The organism is Pseudoalteromonas sp. P1-26 (genome assembly GCF_001401795.1).
Lineage (GTDB): Bacteria > Pseudomonadota > Gammaproteobacteria > Enterobacterales > Alteromonadaceae > Pseudoalteromonas.
In genome coordinates, this window is the sequence record NZ_LKDX01000035.1 from 19,256 (window position 1) to 41,740 (window position 22,485).

The window sequence follows — 22,485 nt, forward strand, 5'->3', positions numbered from 1 at the left end:
AAAGCGGGCTCATTAGCCCGCTTTGTCCTGACTGTTTTTTGAGAAATCACTATGTCATATACAACTTTTAGCCGAAATCATAATAACCAATTACAAGAACCGATGTTTTTCGGCCAAACGGTAAACGTGTCACGTTACGACCAACAAAAGTACCCTATCTTCGAAAAGCTAATTGAAAAGCAACTTTCGTTCTTTTGGCGTCCTGAAGAAGTTGATGTAAGTAAAGACCGTCTTGACTTCCAAGCGTTACCAGAGCACGAAAAGCACATCTTTTTAAGCAACTTAAAATATCAAACGCTACTTGATAGTGTGCAAGGTCGTTCGCCTAACGTTGCGTTACTACCTATTGTGTCTATTCCTGAGCTAGAAACTTGGATTGAAACATGGGCGTTCAGTGAAACTATTCACAGCCGTTCATACACGCACATTATTCGTAACGTTACGCAATCTCCTGAACTTATTTTTGACGATATCGTAAGCAACGAGAAAATCAGTGAGCGTGCTGATGCGGTAACTAAGTACTACGATGATTTAATCAGCATGATTTCTGTTTACAACCTATACGGTGAAGGTAAACATGTGATCAACGGTGAAGAAGTTAAAGTCAGCTTATTTGACCTTAAAAAGCAACTTTACCTTGCAATGATGTCGGTTAACATCTTAGAAGCGATTCGTTTCTATGTAAGCTTTGCTTGTTCATTTGCTTTCGCTGAGCGTGAATTAATGGAAGGTAATGCAAAAATCATCAAGCTAATCGCCCGTGATGAAGCGTTACACTTATCTGGTACACAGCACATCTTGAACATTATGCAAGAAGGTAAAGACGACCCAGAAATGGCAATCGTTGCAGCACAATGTCGTGAAGAAGCAATTCAGATGTTTGTTGAAGCAGCAGAACAAGAAAAAGATTGGGCAGAATACCTGTTCAAAGATGGTTCTATGATTGGCCTTAACAAAGATATCTTATGCCAATACGTTGAATACATCACTAATGCGCGTATGACTGCGGTAGGCCTACCTGCACAGTTCGAAAGTAAGAGTAACCCTATTCCGTGGATCAACTCTTGGTTAGTATCAGACAACGTTCAAGTTGCTCCACAAGAAGCTGAAATCAGCTCTTACCTTGTTGGTCAAATTGACTCTCAAGTTGATGCATCTGACTTTGGTGACTTCGACCTGTAATGAGCTCAAACAACACTGCAGAGGTTATCCTTGCAGGAACAGACAGCCAGAATCTTGAATTTGATTCTGGCTGTTCATCTCTCCTTGAATGCCTAGAACAAAACAAAATAGATGTACCCTACCAATGCCGTGAAGGTTATTGTGGCGCTTGCCGTGCAAAATTAGTCGAAGGTGATGTGAGCTACAATCAAGAGCCGCTTGCGTTCGTTCGAACAGGCGAAGTGTTGCTGTGTTGTAGTAAACCCAATGGAAAGATAAAAATTGAGCTTTAATGCCAAATAAGCTCACTGGTTTGGTAGAAATTTTCTTTATCTGACACACTCACCATTTGCTGATCAATCGTAACATCCCACTGTAAGTTTTTAGTTAGATGACTCGCTAATTGCTCAATGAAATTGTCATCAAACGCAATTAAATGACCATTATTGATAAGTTCTAACTGGTGTTCATTTTCTTTAAGCCAATTGTTATTTAAGGTTGTCACGACCCATAGCTCATCAACCCGCTTTGCAATTTTGTTGAGCTGTAAAATATCCGGTTGGTCAACAGCAAGCCATGTTTGATAATGGTCATCAAGCGCTTTTATTGATACATCTGGTTCAGCATGACTGAACCTTGCATTCAATATGGCTGTTTCGTTGTGTGAAAATAAGCAATAACTTAAAAGCTTGAGTACAAAGTGTTGATAGCTTTCACGACGGTCACAAGCAGTGGTAAACACCTCTTTGTGATTACGATGCTCTCTTAAATCAGCAATGGTAAAATTTGCTTTGTATACCCTATTTTTATCAGACATAAGATTTGGCCATCTCAGTGTAACAGTCTAAGTATAGTGTATGGTGTTAAAATCGCGACTTAGGTAAAGTTATAGTATAACGTTATTGCAGTTAAAAAATTGCAGTGTTATATTATATCACCACACTCAACAACAAACTTAGAAGTAGTAATGATGAAACAAGTTTCAATTCTTTCTAGTGCTGTTGCCGCTGCGCTGTTTTCTCAATCAACAATGGCTGCTGTGATCACAGGTCAAGTATTAGATAAAAACCAACAACCTATCAGCAATGCTGAAATACATGTACACGGCAAATCACAAAGCGTTGTCACTGACAAACAAGGTCAGTTTAAAATTGATGTAGACAATAAAGGTCAGCTTCACATCAGTAAAAACAATTTCATCGATAAGCGTGTTGCTATTAATGGCGAAGACCAAAATGTTGTGGTTACGCTTACACCAACATCGGTTGAAACAGTTGTTGTTTATGCATCAGCACTTCATAAAAATAGTCTTGAAATGATTTCGCCTGTGAATGTTTTAGCCGGTGATGAGTTAAAAGACAAAGCAAAACCGACATTAGGGGAAACACTAAAAGGTTTACCGGGCGTTAATGCTAGCTACTTTGGCCCAGTTTCATCAAGCCCTATTATTCGTGGTTTAGATGGTCCGCGTGTGAAGATCACCCAAAATGGCCTTGATAGCAGTGATGCATCTCGTATCGGCCCTGACCACGCAACATCAAATGACAGCCTAGCAGCAGAGCAAATCGAAGTACTTCGCGGCCCTGCTACCCTACTTTATGGCTCTGGTGCTATCGGTGGTGTGGTGAACGTTGTTGATAACCGTATTCCTACCGATAACATTGACTCTTTAACCGGTGCTGCACAATACACACACGATACAGTATCAAATACAAACACTTATGCTGCAAAACTTGAAACCGGTAATGATGGTTTCAACTTTCATTTCGATGGTACAAAGCGCAAAGGTCACGATTATGACACACCAAACTTTGAGCTTCCTGAGGAACATGAGGAGCATGAAGGTGAAGAGCATGAAGAACACGAAACAGCTAACAGCGTAGAAAACACCTTTATCGATAGCCAAACAGTTAACTTTGGTACTAGTTACGTCGGCGATCACCTAACGCTAGGTGTGTCATTCGGTCGCATCGAAACAGATTATGGCATTCCTGCTCATGAGCATCATCATCATGAAGAAGAGGAAGATCATGATGAGCATGAAGGTGAAGAAGAGCACGAGGAATCAGTATTTGCACAGCTAGAGCAAGACCGCTGGCAAGGTTACATGAGCTATGCACTTCATGATAACTGGATTGAAAATATCTCACTACGCGTTGGCTACACAGACTACAAACACGCTGAAATTGAAGATGGTGCAGTGGGCACGGTGTTTACAAACAAAACAACCGAAGCACGTGCAACTGTTGAGCACAAGTTAGGCCTTTGGCACGGTATGGCTGGTTATCACTACACTGAGTCTGACTATGATGCAGATGGTGAAGAAGCCTTTACGCCAGCAAGTGTTACTAAAACAAACGCGTTATTCGTTCTTGAAGAACGCCAGTTTGGTGATGTGACCGTTGAGCTAGGTGCACGCCTTGAAGATTACCAAATCGACTCTGCTGTAAGCATGGCTGAGCATCATCACGATCATGAAGAGGAAGAAGAGCACCATGACGAAGAAGAAGCTGAAATCATTAACTACAGTGAAGATTTCACAAACTTAAGCTTATCTGCAGGTGCAATTTGGCAATATCAAGAAGGCCAAAGTGTTGCTTTAAGTGTATCTCGTTCAGAACGTGCGCCACTAAGTGCTGAATTACTATCAAACGGCATTCATATCGCAACAGGCACTTACGAGCTAGGTCTTGGTTATCATATTGAAGATGGCGAAATTCATTTTGAGCCAGAAGATATCGAGCAAGAAACTGCAACGAACTTTGATTTAAGTTTCCGCCGCTTTATTGGTGACTTTGGTTACACAGTTAACTTCTTCTATAACGACATTGAAAACTATTACTACCAGCTAAACACCGGTTTAGTTTTTGATGAAGAGCATGGCTTAGAATCAGCAGCTGATGCAGATGAAGATGCAATGGCGGTTTACCAATTTACAAGTAAAGATGCGAAATTATACGGTATTGAGTTTGACGTACATTATCAAGTGACGCCAAGTGCGCTAGTTAAAGTGTTTGGTGATTCAACAACGGCTAAGCTAAAAGATGATGAAGGTTACTTACCTCGTATCCCTGCTAATAAACTGGGTTCTGAATTACAGTACACAGTGTCTGATTGGAAGTTTAGCCTAACCGGTACTCATTATTTTGAGCAGTCTGACATTACTGCTTACGAGACAAAAACTGACGGTTATACCCTGTTTGATGCATCAGCTAACTACCAACTTGACTTAGGTCCTGTTGATACACAGCTTTACATCAATGTTGACAACTTAACCGATGAACTTGGTTTCGTACACAGCTCATTCATTAAAGAAAAAGCACCACTACCTGGTCGTAACTTCAGCTTGGGTATTCGCGGTTATTTCTAATCGCTTCTAATAGTTATAAAAAAACCCTTTCACTTTTAAAGTGAAAGGGTTTTTTATTAGCATAGAAACTAAGTAAAATTAGCTATTAGCCCTTTTGTTCAATCTTTGCCCATGAATCACGAAGACCCACAGTTTGATTGAATACTAAGGTTTCTGCTTTGCTATCACGACAGAAGTAACCTGTACGCTCAAACTGGAAGCCCTGCTCTGCTTGTGCATTTGCAAGTGATGGCTCAACTTTCGCATTTTCAAGAACCACAAGTGATTCAGGGTTTAGTGTTGCGTTAAAGTCTTCTGCTGCCGCTGGGTTTGGTACGTTAAATAAACGGTCGTATAAACGAACTTCAGCTGTGATAGATTCACTCGCTGATACCCAATGGATAACACCTTTAACTTTACGGCCATCACTTGGGTTTTTACCCAGAGTTTCAGGATCATAAGAGCAGAAGATAGTCGTAATTTCGCCGTTTTCGTCTTTTTCAACGCGCTCAGCTTTAATTACATAAGCACCACGTAAACGTACTTCTTTATCAAGAACTAAACGCTTAAACTTATTGTTTGCTTCTTCACGGAAGTCTTCACGCTCGATATAAAGTTCACGAGTGAAAGGTACGTCACGGCGACCCATCTCTTCTTTATTCGGGTGATTAGCTACAGATAACGTTTCTACTTTATCTGCGTCATAGTTTTCGATAACAATCTTCACAGGATCAAGAACAGCCATTGCACGAGGTGCATGCTCATTTAGGTCTTCACGGATACAGGCTTCTAGCATACCCATTTCAACCATGTTCTCTTGTTTAGTGATACCGATACGAGAACAGAACTCACGTACTGATGCAGGTGTATAACCACGACGACGTAAACCAGCAATCGTTGGCATACGTGGGTCGTCCCAGCCTTCAACATGACCATTTACCACTAAGTCGTTTAATTTACGCTTAGACATAATGGTGTACTCAAGATTTAATCGTGAGAACTCGATTTGTTGCGGATGACACTCAAGGCTGATGTTATCTAATACCCAATCGTATAAGCGACGGTTATCTTGGAACTCAAGCGTACATAATGAATGTGTAATACCTTCTAGCGCATCTGAAATACAGTGCGTGAAGTCGTACATTGGGTAAATGCACCACTTGTCACCTGTTTGGTGGTGATGAGCAAAACGTACACGGTAAATAATCGGATCACGCAGTACCATGAATGAGCTTGCCATATCAATTTTAGCACGCAGTACACACTCACCTTCTTTGAATTCGCCATTACGCATTTTTTCGAATAACGCTAGGTTTTCTTCAACTGGCGTATCACGGTATGGGCTGTTTTTACCTGGCTCTTTTAAAGTACCACGGTATTCACGGGCTTGATCTGGCGATAAGAAACACACATATGCTAGGCCTTTTTCGATAAGCTCAACAGCATAGCCATATAACGCATCGAAATAGTTAGATGAATATTTAATTTCACCATCCCACTGGAAACCTAACCATTGCACATCTTCTTTAATCGAGTTTACGTAGTTGATGTCTTCTTTTTCTGGATTCGTATCATCAAAACGTAAGTTACAAAGACCTTGATAATCTTGGGCGATACCAAAATTTAAACAAATAGACTTTGCATGACCAATGTGTAAAAAACCGTTTGGTTCTGGTGGAAAACGCGTGTGTGTAGTCGCATGCTTACCGCTTGCTAGATCTTCGTCGATACGCGTTCTAATAAAGTTACTTGGGCGATTCTCAATTTCCGCCATAGGAGCATAATCCTCTGAATATTGCATGGTGACAAAACTAATGCATTATTACAAAAACAAACCCTAACATACAGTGGTTGCATCATGTTTATTGAAGATATTACGTCGAATGTTGAATACATAGTTCACAGACTCGACAAAATCGGTAAAAAAATTGTTCTAACGCAATAAAATGATCATTGACTAGCGATATAGTGCCGTCAGTTTCACTACCAATAAGGAAAAAAGATGGCTTCGCTCAATCAACATCGAGTCTATATTCCAAGCTCAGCACGTGCAAACCAGTATGTGTTAGTTGAATTTAAACCTACTGATGAGTTTTTTGCCCGGTTCACCAATGTGAGCTGTGCTTATAAGCGTCTTGCAAGGGAGTTATTTGCACTATGTGATGAGTATGAATTACATAATGTACACCTAATCGCCAACGATAAACTGCCAGTGGTTCGTTACCATGATGAGGCATATAGCTTAGAAACCGCTAAGCAAATTTTGTTTTTCTATAACCCACAATACCATGAAGCACATAATGTATTTGCTGATGGTGAGCAAAAATGCAAAAAAATTCGTTTATTATTCTTAGCGACCGGTGAAGATATTCGCGCTCATGCGGCTAGTTTTCATCATAATGTGCAAAGAGTGATCAACTCACTACAAGAAAAACTACTAAGCGGCCAACCACCTCTTAAAATTCGTGACCACCAACATCTCACTTATGATTTATTTGCTAAAGCAAAAGGTCACAAAGAAAGCTATGGCTATAAATTACGTAGCTTATATCCACGTTACCAGTCTCGCCAATGTCATTTGCCAAATGAACACAGTGAAATTACATACGCTGGGTTTTCGATTCCAGTAACCCGAGCCATTAAAACGCAATTTCAGCATATGCTGAACGAAGAGAATTATACGCAGTTTTATCAATATATCTTTGATGCGTTCAAACGAGCATGTGATAAACGCGGATTAACACTCGGCGCTTTCATCGCTAACGGTACTCGCCCTATTGTTCGTAATAGCAATATTGATAACGCACAAAGTAACAGCGAACTGCAAAAACTAACCTTTGATTGCAGCTCTGAGCAGGTGCAATTACAACAGTATTGGGATGCAGATCAACTTGTAGATTCACTACATTTTGTGATTGCCGCAGCCGATAAAGACAAGCATGACATTGGTTATGGTAAGTTTATGAATCAAGTGCAAAGTGCGATAAATGAAGTTACTGACGAGCTGGCATTTAATCCAACTCGCCAAGATTTACGCGTGCGTTTTTATCAGCACATTAACTATCAATATTAAGAGTATAACCAAGCCCCCTCAAGATGCTGAAACTCGCACCGTGAGGATGTTTGGGTATATAAGAGGTGACGCATGCGTCACCTCTTATTTCCTAGCTTAGTTAAATCTAGACGCAATACTTTAGAGCGGCGTTCATGGTTATAAAGCGCTTTTTTCTTCGCAGGTAGTTCATCAACTGTCACTATTTCAAAACTTTGCTCTAAAAACCAGTGAATGCTGCGTGTGGTGAGAGCAAATAAATGCGAATAACCCGCACGTTTAGCCTTATTAATAATAAACCTCAGTAGATAACTGCCGCGATCAGCATCTCGGTACTGAGGGTGAACAGCCAAACTTGCAAACTCCCCCACTTGTTCGTCGGCAAACGGATACAAAGCAGCACAGGCTATAATAAGACCATCACGCTCAATAACCGTAAATTGTTCAATTTCAATTTCTAGCTGTTCACGAGAGCGGCGCACCAAATAGCCTTGCTGTTCAAGGGGTCTAATAAGGTTAATGATTCCGGTAATATCAGCAATACTAGCACTTCGTAATTGCTCAGAGCTTTGCGGAGCGATTTGTGTACCAATACCATCTAAAGAGAACAGCTCTTGTAATAGTGCACCATCTTCTTTGTAACTAACAAGATGGCAACGATGTACGCCACCTCGACATGCATCAATTGCAGCTTGTAAGAATACGGTTGCGCTTACACATGAATCTGGTTGCTTACGATAGTTTACTAGTAGCTGCTCAGCTTCATTTGGCATTAGCTCTGCAATCGCCTCACCATTTTCATCCAAAATACCGGCTTCTTTACAAAAGCCAAGCATTTTATCGGCGCGTAATTTGAGAGCTACTTGCGTAGCAATTTCTTCAGCAGTTAAGTTAAAACTTTCACCTGTAACAGAAGCCGCTATTGGCCCAAGCAGAACAATTCCGTTGTTATCTAACTGGTGGCGAATACCCGCAACATCGATACGTCTCACTCTACCTGAATGATGATAGTCCACACCTTCATCAACACCTAAAGGCTGAGCAATAACAAAATTACCACTCACCACATTTAAAAATGAGCCAGACATAGGTGTGCTACTTAAAGACGTAGATAAACGCGCGGTTATATCAAACTGCATTGCACCCGCAACTTTCTTAATTACATCAAATGTTGCGTTATCAGTTACCCGTATCTCATTATGAAACTGACTAGTTATGCCAACTTGCTCAAGCGCTGCGTTAAACTGTGGGCGAGCACCAAACACTAAAACAATCTTAATACCAAGACTAGTTAATAGCGCGACATCGTTGATGATGCTACGACAACCAGACTGATCGATCGCCTCTCCGCCAAGCATAACAACGAATGTTTTACCGCGGTGAGCATTAACGTATGGGGTTGACTGGCGAAATCCATCTACCAATTCTGTGGTACGCACGTAATATTTACCTTATTAAAGTCGAATGTTTTAATAAAAACAGATATACAAGCCACAAGTGTAGAGAATTTATATTCACAAATAAAGCATTATTATTCTTAATTTATGATTGGAATTTTCTTGCCGGGTAGAAGGATGTGATAGATACAAAAAAGGCCCGCATAAGCGAGCCTTTTTTAAGAAATTAGAACTGATTACCAGCCTGTTTTCTCTTTAAGTGCATTACCGATATCAGCTAATGAACGTACAGTTTTTACGCCAGCAGCTTCTAATGCAGCAAATTTCTCATCAGCAGTACCTTTACCGCCTGCGATGATTGCACCAGCGTGACCCATACGCTTACCTGGAGGTGCAGTAACACCCGCAATGTAAGAAACAACTGGTTTAGTCACGTTGTGCTTGATGTATTCTGCAGCTTCTTCTTCTGCAGTACCACCGATTTCACCGATCATAACGATAGCTTCAGTTTGCTCGTCTTTTTCGAACATTTCTAAAACGTCGATGAAGTTAGTGCCAGGGATTGGGTCACCACCGATACCAACACATGTTGATTGGCCGAAACCAGCGTCAGTAGTTTGCTTAACCGCTTCGTAAGTAAGAGTACCAGAACGTGATACGATACCTACTTTACCAGGCTTGTGGATGTGGCCAGGCATGATACCGATCTTAGTTTCACCCGGAGTGATAACACCTGGGCAGTTAGGACCGATCATACGAACACCAGTTTCATCAAGCTTAACTTTAACGTCAACCATGTCTAGTGTTGGGATACCTTCAGTGATACAAACGATTAGCTCGATGCCAGCATCGATAGCTTCTAAGATTGCATCTTTACAGAAAGGTGCTGGTACGTAGATAACTGATGCAGTTGCGCCAGTTGCTTCAACAGCGTCACGTACTGTGTTGAATACTGGAAGACCAAGGTGCGTCTGACCGCCTTTACCTGGGCTTACACCACCAACCATTTGTGTACCGTACTCAAGCGCTTGCTCAGAGTGGAAAGTACCTTGGCCACCTGTGAAACCTTGACAGATAACTTTTGTATCTTTATTGATTAATACAGACATTATTTGCCCTCCGCAGCAGCAACAACTTTTTCAGCTGCGTCTGTTAGTGATTCAGCAGCGATGATGTTAAGGTCAGAACTAGCTAGTACTTCACGACCAAGTTCAGCGTTAGTACCTTCTAAACGTACTACTACAGGAACGTTAACACCTACTTCTTTAACTGCGCCGATGATACCTTCTGCGATCATGTCACAACGTACGATACCACCAAAGATGTTAACTAAAACAGCTTTAACGTTGTCATCAGATAAGATGATCTTGAATGCTTCAGATACACGCTCTTTAGTTGCACCGCCACCAACATCTAGGAAGTTAGCTGGCTTGCCACCGTGTAGGTTTACGATGTCCATAGTACCCATTGCTAGGCCTGCACCGTTAACCATACAACCAACGTTACCGTCTAGTGCAACGTAGTTAAGCTCAAAGCTTGCAGCGTGAGCTTCACGCGCATCTTCTTGTGAAGGATCGTGCATTTCACGGATTTTAGGTTGACGGTAAAGCGCGTTACCATCTACACCAATTTTACCGTCTAGACAGTGAAGGTTACCTTCGTCTGTGATTACTAGCGGGTTGATTTCTAATAGAGCGAAATCGAAATCGTTGAACATGTTAGCAAGACCCATGAAGATCTTAACGAACTGTTTCATTTGAGTAGGGTTTAAACCTAGTTTGAAGCCTAACTCACGAGCTTGGTAAGCTTGAGGACCAACTAGTGGATCGATCTCAGCTTTGTGAATTAGTTCTGGAGTTTCTTCTGCAACTTGCTCGATTTCAACACCACCTTCAGTAGATGCCATGAAAACAACTTTACGAGAAGCACGATCTACTACAGCGCCAAGGTATAATTCGTTAGCGATGTCAGTGCAGCTTTCAACAAGAATTTTTGATACTGGCTGACCATTTTCATCTGTTTGGTAAGTAACTAAGTTTTTACCTAACCAGTTCGCAGCGAACTCTTTAACTTCGTCAGTTGTTTTAACTAGCTTAACACCGCCAGCTTTACCACGGCCACCTGCGTGAACCTGTGTTTTAACAACCCACATATCACCGCCGATTTTCTCAGCAGCTGCTGCAGCTTCTTCAGGTGTATCGCAAGCGAAACCTTGAGAAACTGGTAAACCATATTCGGCAAAAAGTTGTTTTGCCTGATACTCATGCAAATTCATGATGCTTTATCCAATTTTTTATACTAAAAGAGCTGAATATTTATGCAAAATAAACAGCTATCCCAAATTGCGCACTTAGTATAAATCCCAAGGCTCCACATGAAAACCCCAGTTAGACCAAAGGCGCAAAAAAAAAGCTGTGAACGAGGTTCACAGCTTAGTTTTCATACAACCAGATTAAACATCTAGTAGTAAACGAGTCGGATCTTCAAGTAACTCTTTAATTGTTACTAAGAAACCTACTGATTCTTTACCATCGATTTGGCGGTGATCATAAGATAACGCTAAGTACATCATAGGTAAGATTTCAACTTTACCATTTACAGCCATAGGACGCTCTTGGATTTTGTGCATACCTAAGATTGAAGACTGTGGTAAGTTGATGATTGGTGTAGATAGTAATGAACCGAATACACCACCGTTAGTGATAGTGAAGTTACCACCTGTCATATCATCAAGTGATAATTTACCGTCACGACCTTTAAGCGCTAGCTCACGGATACCTTTTTCGATTTCAGCAACTGATAGCTTGTCACAGTCTTTAAGAACTGGAGTAACAAGACCACGTGGTGTAGAAACCGCGATGCTGATGTCGAAGTAGTTGTGATAAACAATATCATCACCGTCGATAGACGCATTTACTTCAGGGAAACGCTTAAGTGCTTCAGTAACTGCTTTCACGTAGAAAGACATGAAGCCTAAACGGATACCGTGACGCTTTTCGAATACTTCTTGGTACTGCTTACGAAGGTCCATGATTGGCTTCATGTTAACTTCGTTGAAAGTCGTTAACATTGCAGTTGAGTTTTTCGCTTCAAGAAGACGATTAGCGATTGTTTTACGTAAACGAGTCATAGGAACACGTTTTTGTGTACGGTCACCCATTGGTGCTGCTGGCGCTGCTGCTTCTGCTTTAGGAGCTGCTGCCGGTGCTTTTAAGAATGTATCAACATCTTCTTTAGTTACACGGCCATTTTTGCCAGTACCTTTGATTTTTGATGCATCAAGGCCTTTCTCAGCGATTAAACGACGAACTGACGGCGTTAATACGTCAGAGCTGTCATTTGATTCGCTTGCTGGTGCTGCTTCAGCTTTAGGAGCTGCTGCTGCCGGTGCTGCACCCGCTTTAACTGTACCAATTACTTGCTCACCAAGTACTGTTTCGCCTTCAGCGTGAATGTGCTCACCCATGATACCGTCTTCTTGAGCAACAACTTCAAGAACAACTTTATCAGTTTCGATGTCAACAAGGTTTTGGTCGCGAGTTACCGCTTCACCTGGTTGAACGTGCCAAGTAGCAATTGTCGCGTCTGCGACTGATTCTGGAAGTACAGGTACTTTAATGTCCACTTCTTTACCTTCTGATGCTGGTGCTGATTGCGCCGCTGGCGCGTCTTCTGATTTAGCTGGTGCAGAGTCGTCACTTGCTGGTGCAGCATCTGCATCACCAAGTAATGCAATTACTTGTTCGCCAAGTACCGTTGCACCTTCTTCTTGTGAAATTTCAGTGATTACACCGTCATTTGGTGCAACAACTTCTAAAACAACTTTATCTGTTTCGATATCTACTAAGTTTTGGTCACGGCTTACTTTGTCGCCAACACTTACGTGCCAAGTTGCAACTGTAGCATCAGCAACCGACTCAGGAAGTACAGGAACTTTAATTTCTGTGCTCATTGCTTATCCTTTCTTTTCAATAGTAAGCGCATCTGCAATTAGCGCTTGTTGTTCTTTATTATGCACTGACATGTAACCACACGCTGGTGATGCTGATGCTTTACGACCTGCGTAAGTTAATTTAGCACCGGCTGGGATTGCGTCAACAAAGTGGTGTTGAGAACAATACCATGCACCTTGGTTTTGCGGCTCTTCTTGACACCAAACAAAATCTTTAACGTGTTGGTAACGCTGCATGATTGTATCCATCTCAGCGTGTGGGAATGGATATAATTGTTCTACACGAACAATAGCAATGTTATTTAATTCTTGCTTACGACGCTCTTGTAGTAGTTCGTAGTAAACTTTACCGCTACAGAATACAACGCGTTCTACTTTATCTGCTGCAATATCATCGATTTCATCGATCATATTGTGGAACACACCTTCAGATAACTCTTCAAGTGAAGATGTTGCCAACGGGTGACGAAGTAAAGACTTAGGCGTCATAACAATCAATGGACGACGAAGTGGACGTACAGATTGACGACGAAGCATTGCATAAACTTGCGCAGGTGTTGAAGGAACACATACTTGCATGTTGTGATCAGCACACAACTGTAAGAAACGCTCTAAACGTGCCGAGCTATGCTCAGGACCTTGACCTTCATAACCATGTGGAAGTAAACATGTAAGACCACATAAACGGCCCCACTTCTGCTCACCTGAACTTAAGAATTGATCAAATACAACTTGTGCACCGTTAGCGAAGTCACCAAATTGTGCTTCCCACATTACAAGTGACGTAGGTTCAGCTGTTGCGTAACCATATTCAAATGCAAGTACTGCTTCTTCAGAAAGAACTGAGTCATACACTTCAAATGCACCTTGCTTTTCGCTGATATTTTGCAGCGGCAAGTATGTTGATGCATCAGTTTGGTTATGAACAACAGCATGACGGTGGAAGAATGTACCACGGCCTGAATCTTGACCTGTTAAACGGATATCAGTACCCGCATCAACAAGCGTTGCATAGGCAAGTGTTTCAGCCATACCCCAATCAAGTGGTTTTTCACCTGTTGCCATTAGCTTACGGTCGTCGTAGATTTTCTTAACGCGCGACTGTGCTTTGTGGCTTTCTGGGAAGCTTGCTACTTTTTCGCCAAGCTCTTTTAACTTCTCAACCGATACTGTTGCATCGTACTCAACATCCCAATCATGACCAACAAACTTAGCCCAATCAGAAGAGTGCGATGTTTCTAGCTGAATTTCTTCAACAACACAGTTGCCTTTGTCTAAACCATTACGGTAATCATCAGCAAGTGCTTTTACTTCATTTTCTGAGAATGAACCTTCAGCAACTAATTGATCTGCGTAAATTAGACGAGGTACTGGATGCTTTTTGATTTTTTGGTACATAAGTGGTTGAGTCGCGTTCGGCTCATCCGCTTCGTTATGACCATGACGGCGATAACATACTAAATCAATCACTACATCACGTTTAAACTGGTTTCTGAAATCAAGTGCGATTTGAGTAACAAATGCAACCGCTTCAGGATCGTCAGAGTTAACGTGGAAAATTGGTGCCTGAACCATTTTCGCAATATCAGTACAGTATGGTGTAGAACGTACATCAGACTGTTTAGACGTTGTGAAACCAACTTGGTTATTAACAACGATACGGATACTACCACCACAACTAAATGCATTAGTTTGCGATAAGTTAAATGTTTCTTGTACAACACCTTGACCTGCGATTGCAGAGTCACCGTGAATAGTAATTGGTAATGCTTTAATACCTGACTTATCACCTAGACGGTCTAAACGAGCACGTACCGAACCCATAACCACCGGGTTAACGATTTCTAAGTGAGACGGGTTAAATGCAAGTGCCATGTGCACGTTGCCACCGTTAGTTGCAAAGTCAGATGAATAACCCATGTGATATTTAACATCACCTGAGCCTAATGTGTCTTTGTGTTTACCAGCGAACTCATCGAATAATTCTGATGGGTTTTTACCTAAAACGTTCACTAGTACGTTCAAGCGACCGCGGTGAGCCATACCAATAACAGCTTCTTTTTGTCCGCTTTCACCTGCACGATGAATTAGTTCTTTAAGCATTGGTACTAATGCGTCACCACCTTCAAGTGAGAAACGTTTTGCACCAGGGAACTTAGCCCCTAAATATTTTTCAAGGCCATCTGCAGCTGTTAATCCTTTAAGGATACGTAGCTTTTCTTCTTTAGAGAACGTTGGACGTGATTGCACTGATTCTAAACGTTGTTGTAACCAACGTTTTTCTTCAGTTGAAGTGATGTGCATATACTCAGCACCTACCGACCCACAATAAGTCGTTTTGAGTGCTTGATATAGCTCACCTAATGGCATGGTTTCGCGACCGACAGCAAACGAACCCACATTGAATTCACGGTCAAAATCAGCTTCAGATAAATCGTGGTACTCTAATTCTAGATCACGAACACGTTCGCGTTGCCAAATACCTAATGGATCTAAGTTGGCATTTTGGTGACCACGGAAACGGAAAGCATTAATAAGTTGTAGCACCTTGACCTGTTTAGGATCGCCAGAGCCACCCTCTGCTACCACTACTTCTCTATGCTTGTTTTTAGCAAGCTGTGCAAATTGTGAACGAACTTCTGAATGTTTAACGTCAACATCCACACCATCAACTTTTGGTAATTGTTCGAACACTTCTCGCCATTCTTCTGGCACAGAAGTCGCATCATCTAAGTACGCTTCATAAAGCTCTTCTACGTAAGCAACGTTACCGCCGTTTAAGTGAGAAGATTCTAGCCATGCCTTCATCACACCTTCGTGCATTTATAAGCCCTTTTCTTTAGCGCAGAAATTAATTGTTGTAAAAACAAGGTGGTTAATCACTTAACCACCTTACATATTCAAGCTTTAAACAGCGCGGTTTAAAAGCATTGATTTGATTTGTCCAATTGCTTTGGTCGGGTTAAGACCTTTTGGACACACGCTAACACAGTTCATGATACTGTGACAACGGAACACGCTGAACGCATCGTCAAGGTCAGCAAGACGCTCTTCAGTAGCTGTATCGCGGCTATCAGCCAAGAAACGATAAGCATGAAGAAGACCCGCAGGACCGATGAACTTGTCTGGATTCCACCAGAACGAAGGACACGATGTTGAACAACATGCACATAAGATACACTCATATAAGCCATCTAACTTATCACGTTCTTCGATTGACTGAAGACGCTCACCCGCCGCAGGCGTGTCGTTGATTAGGTAAGGCTTAACTTTTTCGTATTGAGTGTAGAACTGACTCATGTCAATAACAAGGTCACGTACCACTGGTAAACCTGGTAAAGGACGAATTACGATTTTACCTTTGCCACCTTTAAGTAGCGTTGATAAAGGAGTAATACACGCTAAACCGTTTTTACCATTCATGTTGATACCGTCTGAACCACACACACCTTCACGGCATGAACGACGGAATGATAATGTTGGATCTTGCTCTTTTAATTGCATAAGCGCATCCAATACCATCATATCTTGGCCTTCTTGCGTTTCTAGCGAGAAGTCCTGCATACGTGGTGCATTATCAACATCTGGATTGTAACGATAAACCGAAAATTGTACTTGTGCCATCGTCTCGCTCCTAGTATGTACGTGCTTTAGGTGGGAAAGCTTCACGCAGTTTCGGCGCGTAGTTTACTTCACGTTTTGTCATTTCATCTGTAACTGGGTTATAGATAGAGTGACATAGCCAGTTATCGTCATCACGATCTGGGAAGTCAAAACGAGAGTGTGCACCACGGCTTTCTGTACGGAAGTTTGCAGCTACTGCTGTTGAGTATGCTGTTTCCATCAAGTTATCAAGCTCTAGACATTCGATACGTGCAGTGTTGAACTCAGTCGACTTGTCGTCAAGACGAGCGTACTGAAGACGTTCACGAATTTCTTTAAGCTCTTTAAGACCTGTTGCCATTGCATCACCTTCACGGAATACCGAGAAGTTAAGTTGCATACACATTTGAAGGTCTTTCTTGATTTGTACTGGGTCTTCACCTTGGCCAGCTTTAGAGTTTTCCCAACGGTTAAAGCGTGCAAGTGATGCTTCAAGGTCTGAATCAGACGCATCTTTACCTGCTTCAACACCGTTAAGGTACTTACCTAAGAAGTTACCAGCTGCGCGGCCGAATACAACTAAGTCAAGTAGTGAGTTACCACCTAGGCGGTTAGCACCGTGTACAGATACACATGCAATCTCACCAACAGCGAATAAACCTTCAACTACTTTCTCTTGGCCGTTTGCATCAATTTGTAATGCTTGACCATTTACGTTAGTTGGAACACCACCCATCATGTAGTGACATGTTGGGATAACTGGAATTGGTTCTTTAGCTGGATCAACGTGTGCGAATGTTTTCGCAAGGTCACATACACCTGGAAGACGTAAGTTAAGTGTTTCTTCACCTAAGTGGTCAAGCTTAAGCTTGATGTGTGGACCGTAAGGACCATCACAACCACGACCTTCACGGATCTCAGTCATCATTGAACGAGCAACAACGTCACGAGACGCTAAGTCTTTAGCATTTGGTGCGTAACGTTCCATGAAGCGTTCGCCGTCTTTATTTAGAAGGTAACCACCTTCACCACGACAACCTTCAGTTACAAGTACACCGGCACCGGCGATACCTGTTGGGTGGAACTGCCACATTTCCATATCTTGCATTGCAACACCAGCACGTGTAGCCATACCAACACCGTCACCAGTATTGATGTGTGCATTCGTTGTCGATGCGTAGATACGGCCTGCACCACCTGTTGCTAAAACAACAGCTTTTGATTTGAAGTACACAACTTCGCCAGACTCGATGTCGATTGCTGTACAACCAACAACGTGACCGTCGCTGTTTTTAACTAAATCTAGTGCGTACCACTCAGAGAATACGTTAGTTTTGTTTTTAACGTTCTGTTGGTATAAACAGTGTAATAGCGCGTGACCAGTACGGTCAGCTGCTGCTGCAGTACGTGCAGCCTGTTCACCACCAAAGTTTTTCGACTGACCGCCGAAAGGACGTTGGTAAACACGGCCATTTTCAAAACGAGAAAATGGTAAACCCATGTTTTCTAATTCAGTAATAGCTTCTGGGCCTGTTTTACACATATATTCGATAGCGTCTTGGTCACCGATGAAATCGGAACCTTTAACCGTATCGTACATGTGCCATTCCCAGTTATCTTCATGTGAGTTACCCAGAGCAACCGTAATACCACCCTGTGCAGACACAGTGTGAGAACGTGTAGGGAAAACTTTTGAGATAAGTGCACAGGTTTTGCCTGATTCAGTGATAGCTAGTGCTGCGCGCATACCCGCACCACCGGCACCAATCACTACTGCGTCAAATTCACGAACAGAATAATTCACTTAAACACCCCATAAAACGATTAGACCAATTGCTACGTAAGCAACAGCCATAAGGTTTAATACAAAGCCTAAAACAGCACGTAATTTAGCGCATTTAACATAGTCAGTAAGAACTTGCCAAAGGCCGATACGGGTGTGAACCATGATGCAAACTAGGGTGATTAAGGTAAACCCTTTCATTGCTAGGTTAGAGAATAGGCCTTGCCAGGCTTCGAAAGTGACTTCTGGCGTACATAAAAAATAGCCGATAATAAAAATCGCGTAAGCGCTGATTATTAATGCTGTTGCACGTAGTGATACGAAATCTTGTACACCATCACGTTTAAGAGTTGCTTGATTTAAAACCATATCCACACTCCTGCTAGAATTGCAGCTACAACACCTAAAGCTAATGCAACTTTAGCGCTGAAGTTACCTGATTCAAGTTCTTCCCAGTGACCCATGTCCATAATGATATGACGGATACCACCGATTAAGTGATACGCCAATACAGAAATGGTGCCCCATGCTATGAATTTGGCAATGAATCCGCTGAACAGACCCTTGACGAATTCAAAACCTTCTGCAGAAGAAAGAGACTCAGACCAAGCCCAAATGACAAACGTTAAAGCAAAAAATAATGCTACACCGGTGACGCGGTGAAAAATTGATGCTTTAGCCGTTGCCGGCATAGATATAGTTGTTAGATCTAGATTTACAGGTCTTTGCTTTTTCACAGTTACTTGCCCATCTTGCCCACTAAGGAGCTCATCTACTTGTTTTTCTAAAACCCATCAAAATGAATTTCGATGGAACTATCTAAGTAAACCGTGTTGATACACAAAAAGTTCACACTTATGCAAAACTCAAATGTAAAAATAAAGTTTACCTACAGACAATACGGTATAAAACCTTGGATAGTATATATAGCCAAAGGTCTTTTTACAATTCTTGTTTAGTAAGAGACGTTTGCGAATTAGCCAATAGTATAATATTTAATCCTGGCAGAATATTTATTATCCATTTGTGCATAATGTTTATAAAAATTGACTTTATACCCCTCTTTCACGTTAAAATGAAAAGAATGTGCTTAAACAGATTCAGAACATAACAATCAGAGTTGTTATCTTAATAGGAGATAAATAGATGGCGGATAAGAAAGCCACGGTCCATATTGATGGTCTTGATCCAATCGAACTTCCAATTTACCAAGGCACTGCTGGCCAAGATGTAATCGACGTACGTACGTTAGGTTCACACGGTCACTTCACTTACGACCCAGGTTTCATGTCGACCGGTTCTTGTGAATCTTCAATCACTTACATCGATGGCGGCAAAGGTGTTTTATTACACCGTGGTTACCCAATCGAGCAATTAGCTGATGAATCAAACTACATCGAGCTTTGCTACTTACTATTAAACGGCGAATTACCGACTAAAGAACAATACGAAGCGTTTGCTCAAGAAATCACGCACAACACAATGCTTGATACTAAAATCGCAAACTTCTTCCAAGGTTTCCGCTTTGACGCTCACCCAATGGCAATGCTGTGTGGTGTTGTAGGTGCTCTTTCTTCTTTCTACCACGAAGATTTAGACATCACTGACGCAACACAACGTAAAACAAGCGCAATCAAGCTAGTTGCTAAATTACCAACTATCGCTGCGATGGCTTACAAATACAATGTAGGTCAACCGTTTGTTTACCCGCGTAACGACTTAAGCTTCGCTGAAAACTTCTTACACATGATGTTCTCAGTACCAGCTGAAGAATACAAAGTAAGCCCTGTTCTTGCTAAAGCAATGGACAAAATTTTCATGCTTCACGCTGACCACGAGCAAAACGCATCAACGTCAACTGTTCGTCTAGCTGGTTCTTCAGGTGCTAACCCTTACGCGTGTATCGCGGCTGGTATCGCATCTCTATGGGGCCCTGCGCACGGTGGTGCTAACGAAGCTTGTCTTAACATGTTAGAAGAAATCGGCTCTGTTGACCGTATCGACGAGTACGTTGCTAAAGCGAAAGATAAGTCTGATCCTTTCCGTCTTATGGGCTTTGGCCACCGTGTATACAAAAACTTCGACCCACGTGCGACAGTAATGCGTCAAACATGTCACGAAGTACTTGCTGAGCTAAACATTCAAGATCCACTTCTTGATATCGCTATGAAGCTTGAGCAAATTGCACTTGAAGACCCATACTTTGTTGAGAAGAAACTTTACCCTAACGTAGATTTCTACTCAGGTATCATCTTAAAAGCAATCGGTATTCCAACAAGCATGTTCACTGTAATCTTTGCAATGTCACGTACTGTTGGTTGGATCTCTCACTGGGATGAGATGCTTTCTCAACCTGGTCACAAGATCAGCCGTCCTCGTCAGTTATACACTGGTGAAACTTCACGCGATTACGTACCAACAGACAAGCGTTAATACGAATTTGCGTTTAAAAAAGGCCGCTATGCGGCCTTTTTTGTTGCCCTGCACTTGTCTATTTGTGCAAAGTAATTAAAATCGTCGCATTCTTGTAGCTTAAGGCCTTTCATGTTCGATATCACAAAAATACGTGCTGACTTTCCAATACTGAATGAAACAGTCAATGAGCAGCCTTTGGTGTATTTAGACTCTGCGGCTACCTCGCAAAAACCACAGGCAGTTATTAATGCTCTTAGCCGTTTTTACAGGCACGAGAACGCCAATGTGCACCGCGGCCGCCATACACTCAGTGAAAACGCGACACGCCAATATGAGCATACACGAACGCTACTTGCAGATTATTTTTCTGTAAAAAATAATGAGATAGTGTGGACCAAAGGGGCAACCGAATCGATTAATTTAATCGCAAATGGTCTGGCTTCGAGGCTTAATCCTGGCGATAAAATTGCCCTATCTGCTATTGAACATCACGCTAACATCGTCCCTTGGCAACAGCTAGCTCAGCGTACCGGTGCAGAAGTCATTATTTTGCCGATAGAAAATGATTTAACTATTAATAGCGTGCACTGTAGTGAATTTATCAAGCAACAAAAGCCTAAAATAGTCGCTATTACCCATGCATCAAATACCCTTGGTAACATCACTGATTTAGCGCCAATCATTAGCGCATGTAAAGCCATTAATGCTATTTCTGTTGTTGATGGTGCGCAGGCAGCGATGCATTTACGCCCTAATTTACAAGAGATTTCCTGTGATTTTTACGTATTTTCTGCCCATAAAATGCTCGGGCCGACAGGTTTAGGAGGCCTTTATGGCCGATTTGAGCTGTTAAATTCGCTGGATGTATATCAAACCGGTGGCGAAATGATCGAAACAGTGAACCTAACACACAGCACTTTTCGTGATGCACCGGGTAAATTTGAAGCAGGAACACCCAATATTGCAGGTGTCATTGCCTTTAGTGAGGCAATAAATTATTTAATATCGTTAGATTTTCAGCAAATGCGTCAACATGAGCATACAGTTTTTGACTATGCGATAAAACAATTATCAGCTATTGATGGTATTAATATCTATTCAAACCAAATAGATAACATCGGTAACATTAGTTTTAATTATCGCGATGAACATCCGTTTGATTTAGCCACCCTACTTGATGGATTTGGCATTGCCGTGCGAAGTGGTCATCATTGTACGCAACCTATAATGAGCCATTTAGGTATACCAGGAACTGTACGAGCAAGTTTTGCGTTATATAACAATAAAGCTGATGTCGATTCCTTTATCAGTGCTGTTAAAAGTAGTATCGAGTTATTAGATTAATTTTGGATAAGTTATGAATTCAGCGTTTGAATCCGTTAGTAAAAACATTGAAACAGCTGCTGGCTGGCAGCAAAAATATCGCCAAATAATGCTCTTAGGTAAGCAATTACCTGTTATGCCTGAAGTGCTCAAAGTAGATGATGCCCTAGTTAAAGGCTGTGAAAGTAAAGTGTGGCTGTATATTGACTTTGATCACTCGGAAAACAGCCTAGTATTAGCGGGCGATTCAGATACTCGCATCGTTAAAGGACTATTGGCTTTAATTTTAGCCTTATACAATGGTCTAACACCGGAGCAAGCAGCGCAAATTAATGCCTATGATGAATTTGAACGACTCGGTCTAATTAGCCATTTGAGCCCTTCTCGTGGTAATGGTATTAAAGCCATGGTTGATAAAATTCAAACCATGGCTAAACAAAAACAATAAGT

18 protein-coding genes are annotated in these 22,485 nt (G+C 41.7%); 7 read left to right on the top strand and 11 right to left on the bottom strand.

Annotated features, from left to right (window positions below):
• Nucleotides 1-51: 51 nt before the first annotated feature.
• Both nrdB and yfaE read left to right on the top strand, forming a co-directional pair.
• The gene (gene nrdB / locus AN394_RS15680) at nucleotides 52-1,182 is read left to right on the top strand and encodes a class Ia ribonucleoside-diphosphate reductase subunit beta (protein ID WP_055021951.1); all 1,131 of its coding nucleotides are present in this window, start codon (nucleotides 52-54) and stop codon (nucleotides 1,180-1,182) included.
• A complete protein-coding gene (gene yfaE / locus AN394_RS15685) occupies nucleotides 1,182-1,454 on the top strand; it encodes a class I ribonucleotide reductase maintenance protein YfaE (protein ID WP_055021952.1) in 273 nt (90 codons plus the stop codon). The genes nrdB and yfaE overlap by 1 nt, the downstream gene beginning before the upstream one ends.
• Here yfaE and AN394_RS15690 read toward each other — a convergent pair.
• Nucleotides 1,451-1,978 (bottom strand): YaeQ family protein, encoded by a 528-nt coding sequence (locus AN394_RS15690; protein ID WP_055021953.1) that lies wholly within the window; start codon nucleotides 1,976-1,978, stop codon nucleotides 1,451-1,453. The two genes, yfaE and AN394_RS15690, sit on opposite strands and share 4 nt — an antisense overlap.
• A 153-nt stretch (nucleotides 1,979-2,131) precedes the next feature.
• On the opposite strand from AN394_RS15690, the gene AN394_RS15695 reads away from it, so the two are divergent.
• Nucleotides 2,132-4,531 (top strand): TonB-dependent receptor domain-containing protein, encoded by a 2,400-nt coding sequence (locus tag AN394_RS15695; protein ID WP_055021964.1) that lies wholly within the window; start codon nucleotides 2,132-2,134, stop codon nucleotides 4,529-4,531.
• A gap of 85 nt (nucleotides 4,532-4,616) precedes the next feature.
• On the opposite strand, the gene glnS is transcribed toward AN394_RS15695, so the two are convergent.
• On the bottom strand, nucleotides 4,617-6,284 hold the full coding sequence (gene glnS, locus AN394_RS15700) for a glutamine--tRNA ligase (RefSeq protein ID WP_054561562.1): 1,668 nt from the start codon (nucleotides 6,282-6,284) through the stop codon (nucleotides 4,617-4,619).
• A gap of 228 nt (nucleotides 6,285-6,512) precedes the next feature.
• Between glnS and AN394_RS15705 the strand changes: the two genes are divergently transcribed.
• Complete coding sequence (locus AN394_RS15705) at nucleotides 6,513-7,583, top strand: DUF3083 family protein (protein WP_055021954.1); 1,071 nt, start codon at nucleotides 6,513-6,515, stop codon at nucleotides 7,581-7,583.
• Nucleotides 7,584-7,660: 77 nt separating this feature from the next.
• On the opposite strand, the gene argA is transcribed toward AN394_RS15705, so the two are convergent.
• The 9 genes from argA to sdhC form a co-directional block, all read right to left on the bottom strand.
• Complete coding sequence (argA, locus tag AN394_RS15710) at nucleotides 7,661-9,001, bottom strand: amino-acid N-acetyltransferase (RefSeq protein ID WP_054561564.1); 1,341 nt, start codon at nucleotides 8,999-9,001, stop codon at nucleotides 7,661-7,663.
• Between the two features lie 194 nt (nucleotides 9,002-9,195).
• Entirely contained in the window at nucleotides 9,196-10,068 is an 873-nt protein-coding gene (gene sucD / locus AN394_RS15715) for a succinate--CoA ligase subunit alpha (protein ID WP_054561565.1), read from the bottom strand.
• Nucleotides 10,068-11,234 carry an ADP-forming succinate--CoA ligase subunit beta gene (gene sucC / locus AN394_RS15720; RefSeq protein ID WP_054561566.1) on the bottom strand — a complete coding sequence of 389 codons (1,167 nt, stop codon included), beginning with the start codon at nucleotides 11,232-11,234 and terminating at the stop codon, nucleotides 10,068-10,070. The genes sucD and sucC overlap by 1 nt, the downstream gene beginning before the upstream one ends.
• A gap of 177 nt (nucleotides 11,235-11,411) precedes the next feature.
• The gene (gene odhB, locus AN394_RS15725) at nucleotides 11,412-12,911 is read right to left on the bottom strand and encodes a 2-oxoglutarate dehydrogenase complex dihydrolipoyllysine-residue succinyltransferase (RefSeq protein WP_055021955.1); all 1,500 of its coding nucleotides are present in this window, start codon (nucleotides 12,909-12,911) and stop codon (nucleotides 11,412-11,414) included.
• Between the two features lie 3 nt (nucleotides 12,912-12,914).
• Nucleotides 12,915-15,734, bottom strand: a complete 2,820-nt coding sequence (locus AN394_RS15730) for a 2-oxoglutarate dehydrogenase E1 component (RefSeq protein WP_055021956.1) — start codon at nucleotides 15,732-15,734, stop codon at nucleotides 12,915-12,917.
• Nucleotides 15,735-15,818: 84 nt separating this feature from the next.
• Entirely contained in the window at nucleotides 15,819-16,535 is a 717-nt protein-coding gene (locus AN394_RS15735) for a succinate dehydrogenase iron-sulfur subunit (RefSeq protein WP_054551369.1), read from the bottom strand.
• A 10-nt stretch (nucleotides 16,536-16,545) separates the two neighbouring features.
• Nucleotides 16,546-18,318, bottom strand: coding sequence for a succinate dehydrogenase flavoprotein subunit (gene sdhA / locus AN394_RS15740; RefSeq protein WP_054561569.1), 1,773 nt, complete (start codon nucleotides 18,316-18,318; stop codon nucleotides 16,546-16,548).
• Nucleotides 18,319-18,666 carry a succinate dehydrogenase, hydrophobic membrane anchor protein gene (gene sdhD / locus AN394_RS15745; RefSeq protein ID WP_054551371.1) on the bottom strand — a complete coding sequence of 116 codons (348 nt, stop codon included), beginning with the start codon at nucleotides 18,664-18,666 and terminating at the stop codon, nucleotides 18,319-18,321. It lies immediately after the preceding gene.
• The gene (sdhC, locus tag AN394_RS15750) at nucleotides 18,657-19,034 is read right to left on the bottom strand and encodes a succinate dehydrogenase, cytochrome b556 subunit (RefSeq protein ID WP_082401567.1); all 378 of its coding nucleotides are present in this window, start codon (nucleotides 19,032-19,034) and stop codon (nucleotides 18,657-18,659) included. The genes sdhD and sdhC overlap by 10 nt, the downstream gene beginning before the upstream one ends.
• A 409-nt stretch (nucleotides 19,035-19,443) precedes the next feature.
• On the opposite strand from sdhC, the gene AN394_RS15755 reads away from it, so the two are divergent.
• The 3 genes from AN394_RS15755 (at nucleotide 19,444) to AN394_RS15765 (ending at nucleotide 22,483) form a co-directional block, all read left to right on the top strand.
• A complete protein-coding gene (locus AN394_RS15755; RefSeq protein WP_054551373.1) occupies nucleotides 19,444-20,730 on the top strand; it encodes a citrate synthase in 1,287 nt (428 codons plus the stop codon).
• A gap of 111 nt (nucleotides 20,731-20,841) precedes the next feature.
• Entirely contained in the window at nucleotides 20,842-22,056 is a 1,215-nt protein-coding gene (locus AN394_RS15760) for an aminotransferase class V-fold PLP-dependent enzyme (RefSeq protein WP_055021957.1), read from the top strand.
• 13 nt (nucleotides 22,057-22,069) lie between these two features.
• A complete protein-coding gene (locus AN394_RS15765; protein WP_055021958.1) occupies nucleotides 22,070-22,483 on the top strand; it encodes a SufE family protein in 414 nt (137 codons plus the stop codon).
• Nucleotides 22,484-22,485: the final 2 nt, after the last annotated feature.

Excerpts from the sequence above, each read along its gene's own strand:
- AN394_RS15705 (WP_055021954.1), top strand. The coding sequence starts at position 6,513 with ATGGCTTCGCTCAATCAACATCGAGTCTATATTCCAAGCTCAGCACGT.
- AN394_RS15765 (WP_055021958.1), top strand. The coding sequence starts at position 22,070 with ATGAATTCAGCGTTTGAATCCGTTAGTAAAAACATTGAAACAGCTGCT.
- nrdB (WP_055021951.1), top strand. The coding sequence starts at position 52 with ATGTCATATACAACTTTTAGCCGAAATCATAATAACCAATTACAAGAA.
- AN394_RS15730 (WP_055021956.1), bottom strand. The coding sequence starts at position 15,734 with ATGCACGAAGGTGTGATGAAGGCATGGCTAGAATCTTCTCACTTAAAC.
- sucC (WP_054561566.1), bottom strand. The coding sequence starts at position 11,234 with ATGAATTTGCATGAGTATCAGGCAAAACAACTTTTTGCCGAATATGGT.
- glnS (WP_054561562.1), bottom strand. The coding sequence starts at position 6,284 with ATGGCGGAAATTGAGAATCGCCCAAGTAACTTTATTAGAACGCGTATC.
- AN394_RS15760 (WP_055021957.1), top strand. The coding sequence starts at position 20,842 with ATGTTCGATATCACAAAAATACGTGCTGACTTTCCAATACTGAATGAA.
- odhB (WP_055021955.1), bottom strand. The coding sequence starts at position 12,911 with ATGAGCACAGAAATTAAAGTTCCTGTACTTCCTGAGTCGGTTGCTGAT.
- AN394_RS15735 (WP_054551369.1), bottom strand. The coding sequence starts at position 16,535 with ATGGCACAAGTACAATTTTCGGTTTATCGTTACAATCCAGATGTTGAT.
- AN394_RS15695 (WP_055021964.1), top strand. The coding sequence starts at position 2,132 with ATGAAACAAGTTTCAATTCTTTCTAGTGCTGTTGCCGCTGCGCTGTTT.
- yfaE (WP_055021952.1), top strand. The coding sequence starts at position 1,182 with ATGAGCTCAAACAACACTGCAGAGGTTATCCTTGCAGGAACAGACAGC.
- sucD (WP_054561565.1), bottom strand. The coding sequence starts at position 10,068 with ATGTCTGTATTAATCAATAAAGATACAAAAGTTATCTGTCAAGGTTTC.
- AN394_RS15690 (WP_055021953.1), bottom strand. The coding sequence starts at position 1,978 with ATGTCTGATAAAAATAGGGTATACAAAGCAAATTTTACCATTGCTGAT.
- sdhD (WP_054551371.1), bottom strand. The coding sequence starts at position 18,666 with ATGGTTTTAAATCAAGCAACTCTTAAACGTGATGGTGTACAAGATTTC.
- AN394_RS15755 (WP_054551373.1), top strand. The coding sequence starts at position 19,444 with ATGGCGGATAAGAAAGCCACGGTCCATATTGATGGTCTTGATCCAATC.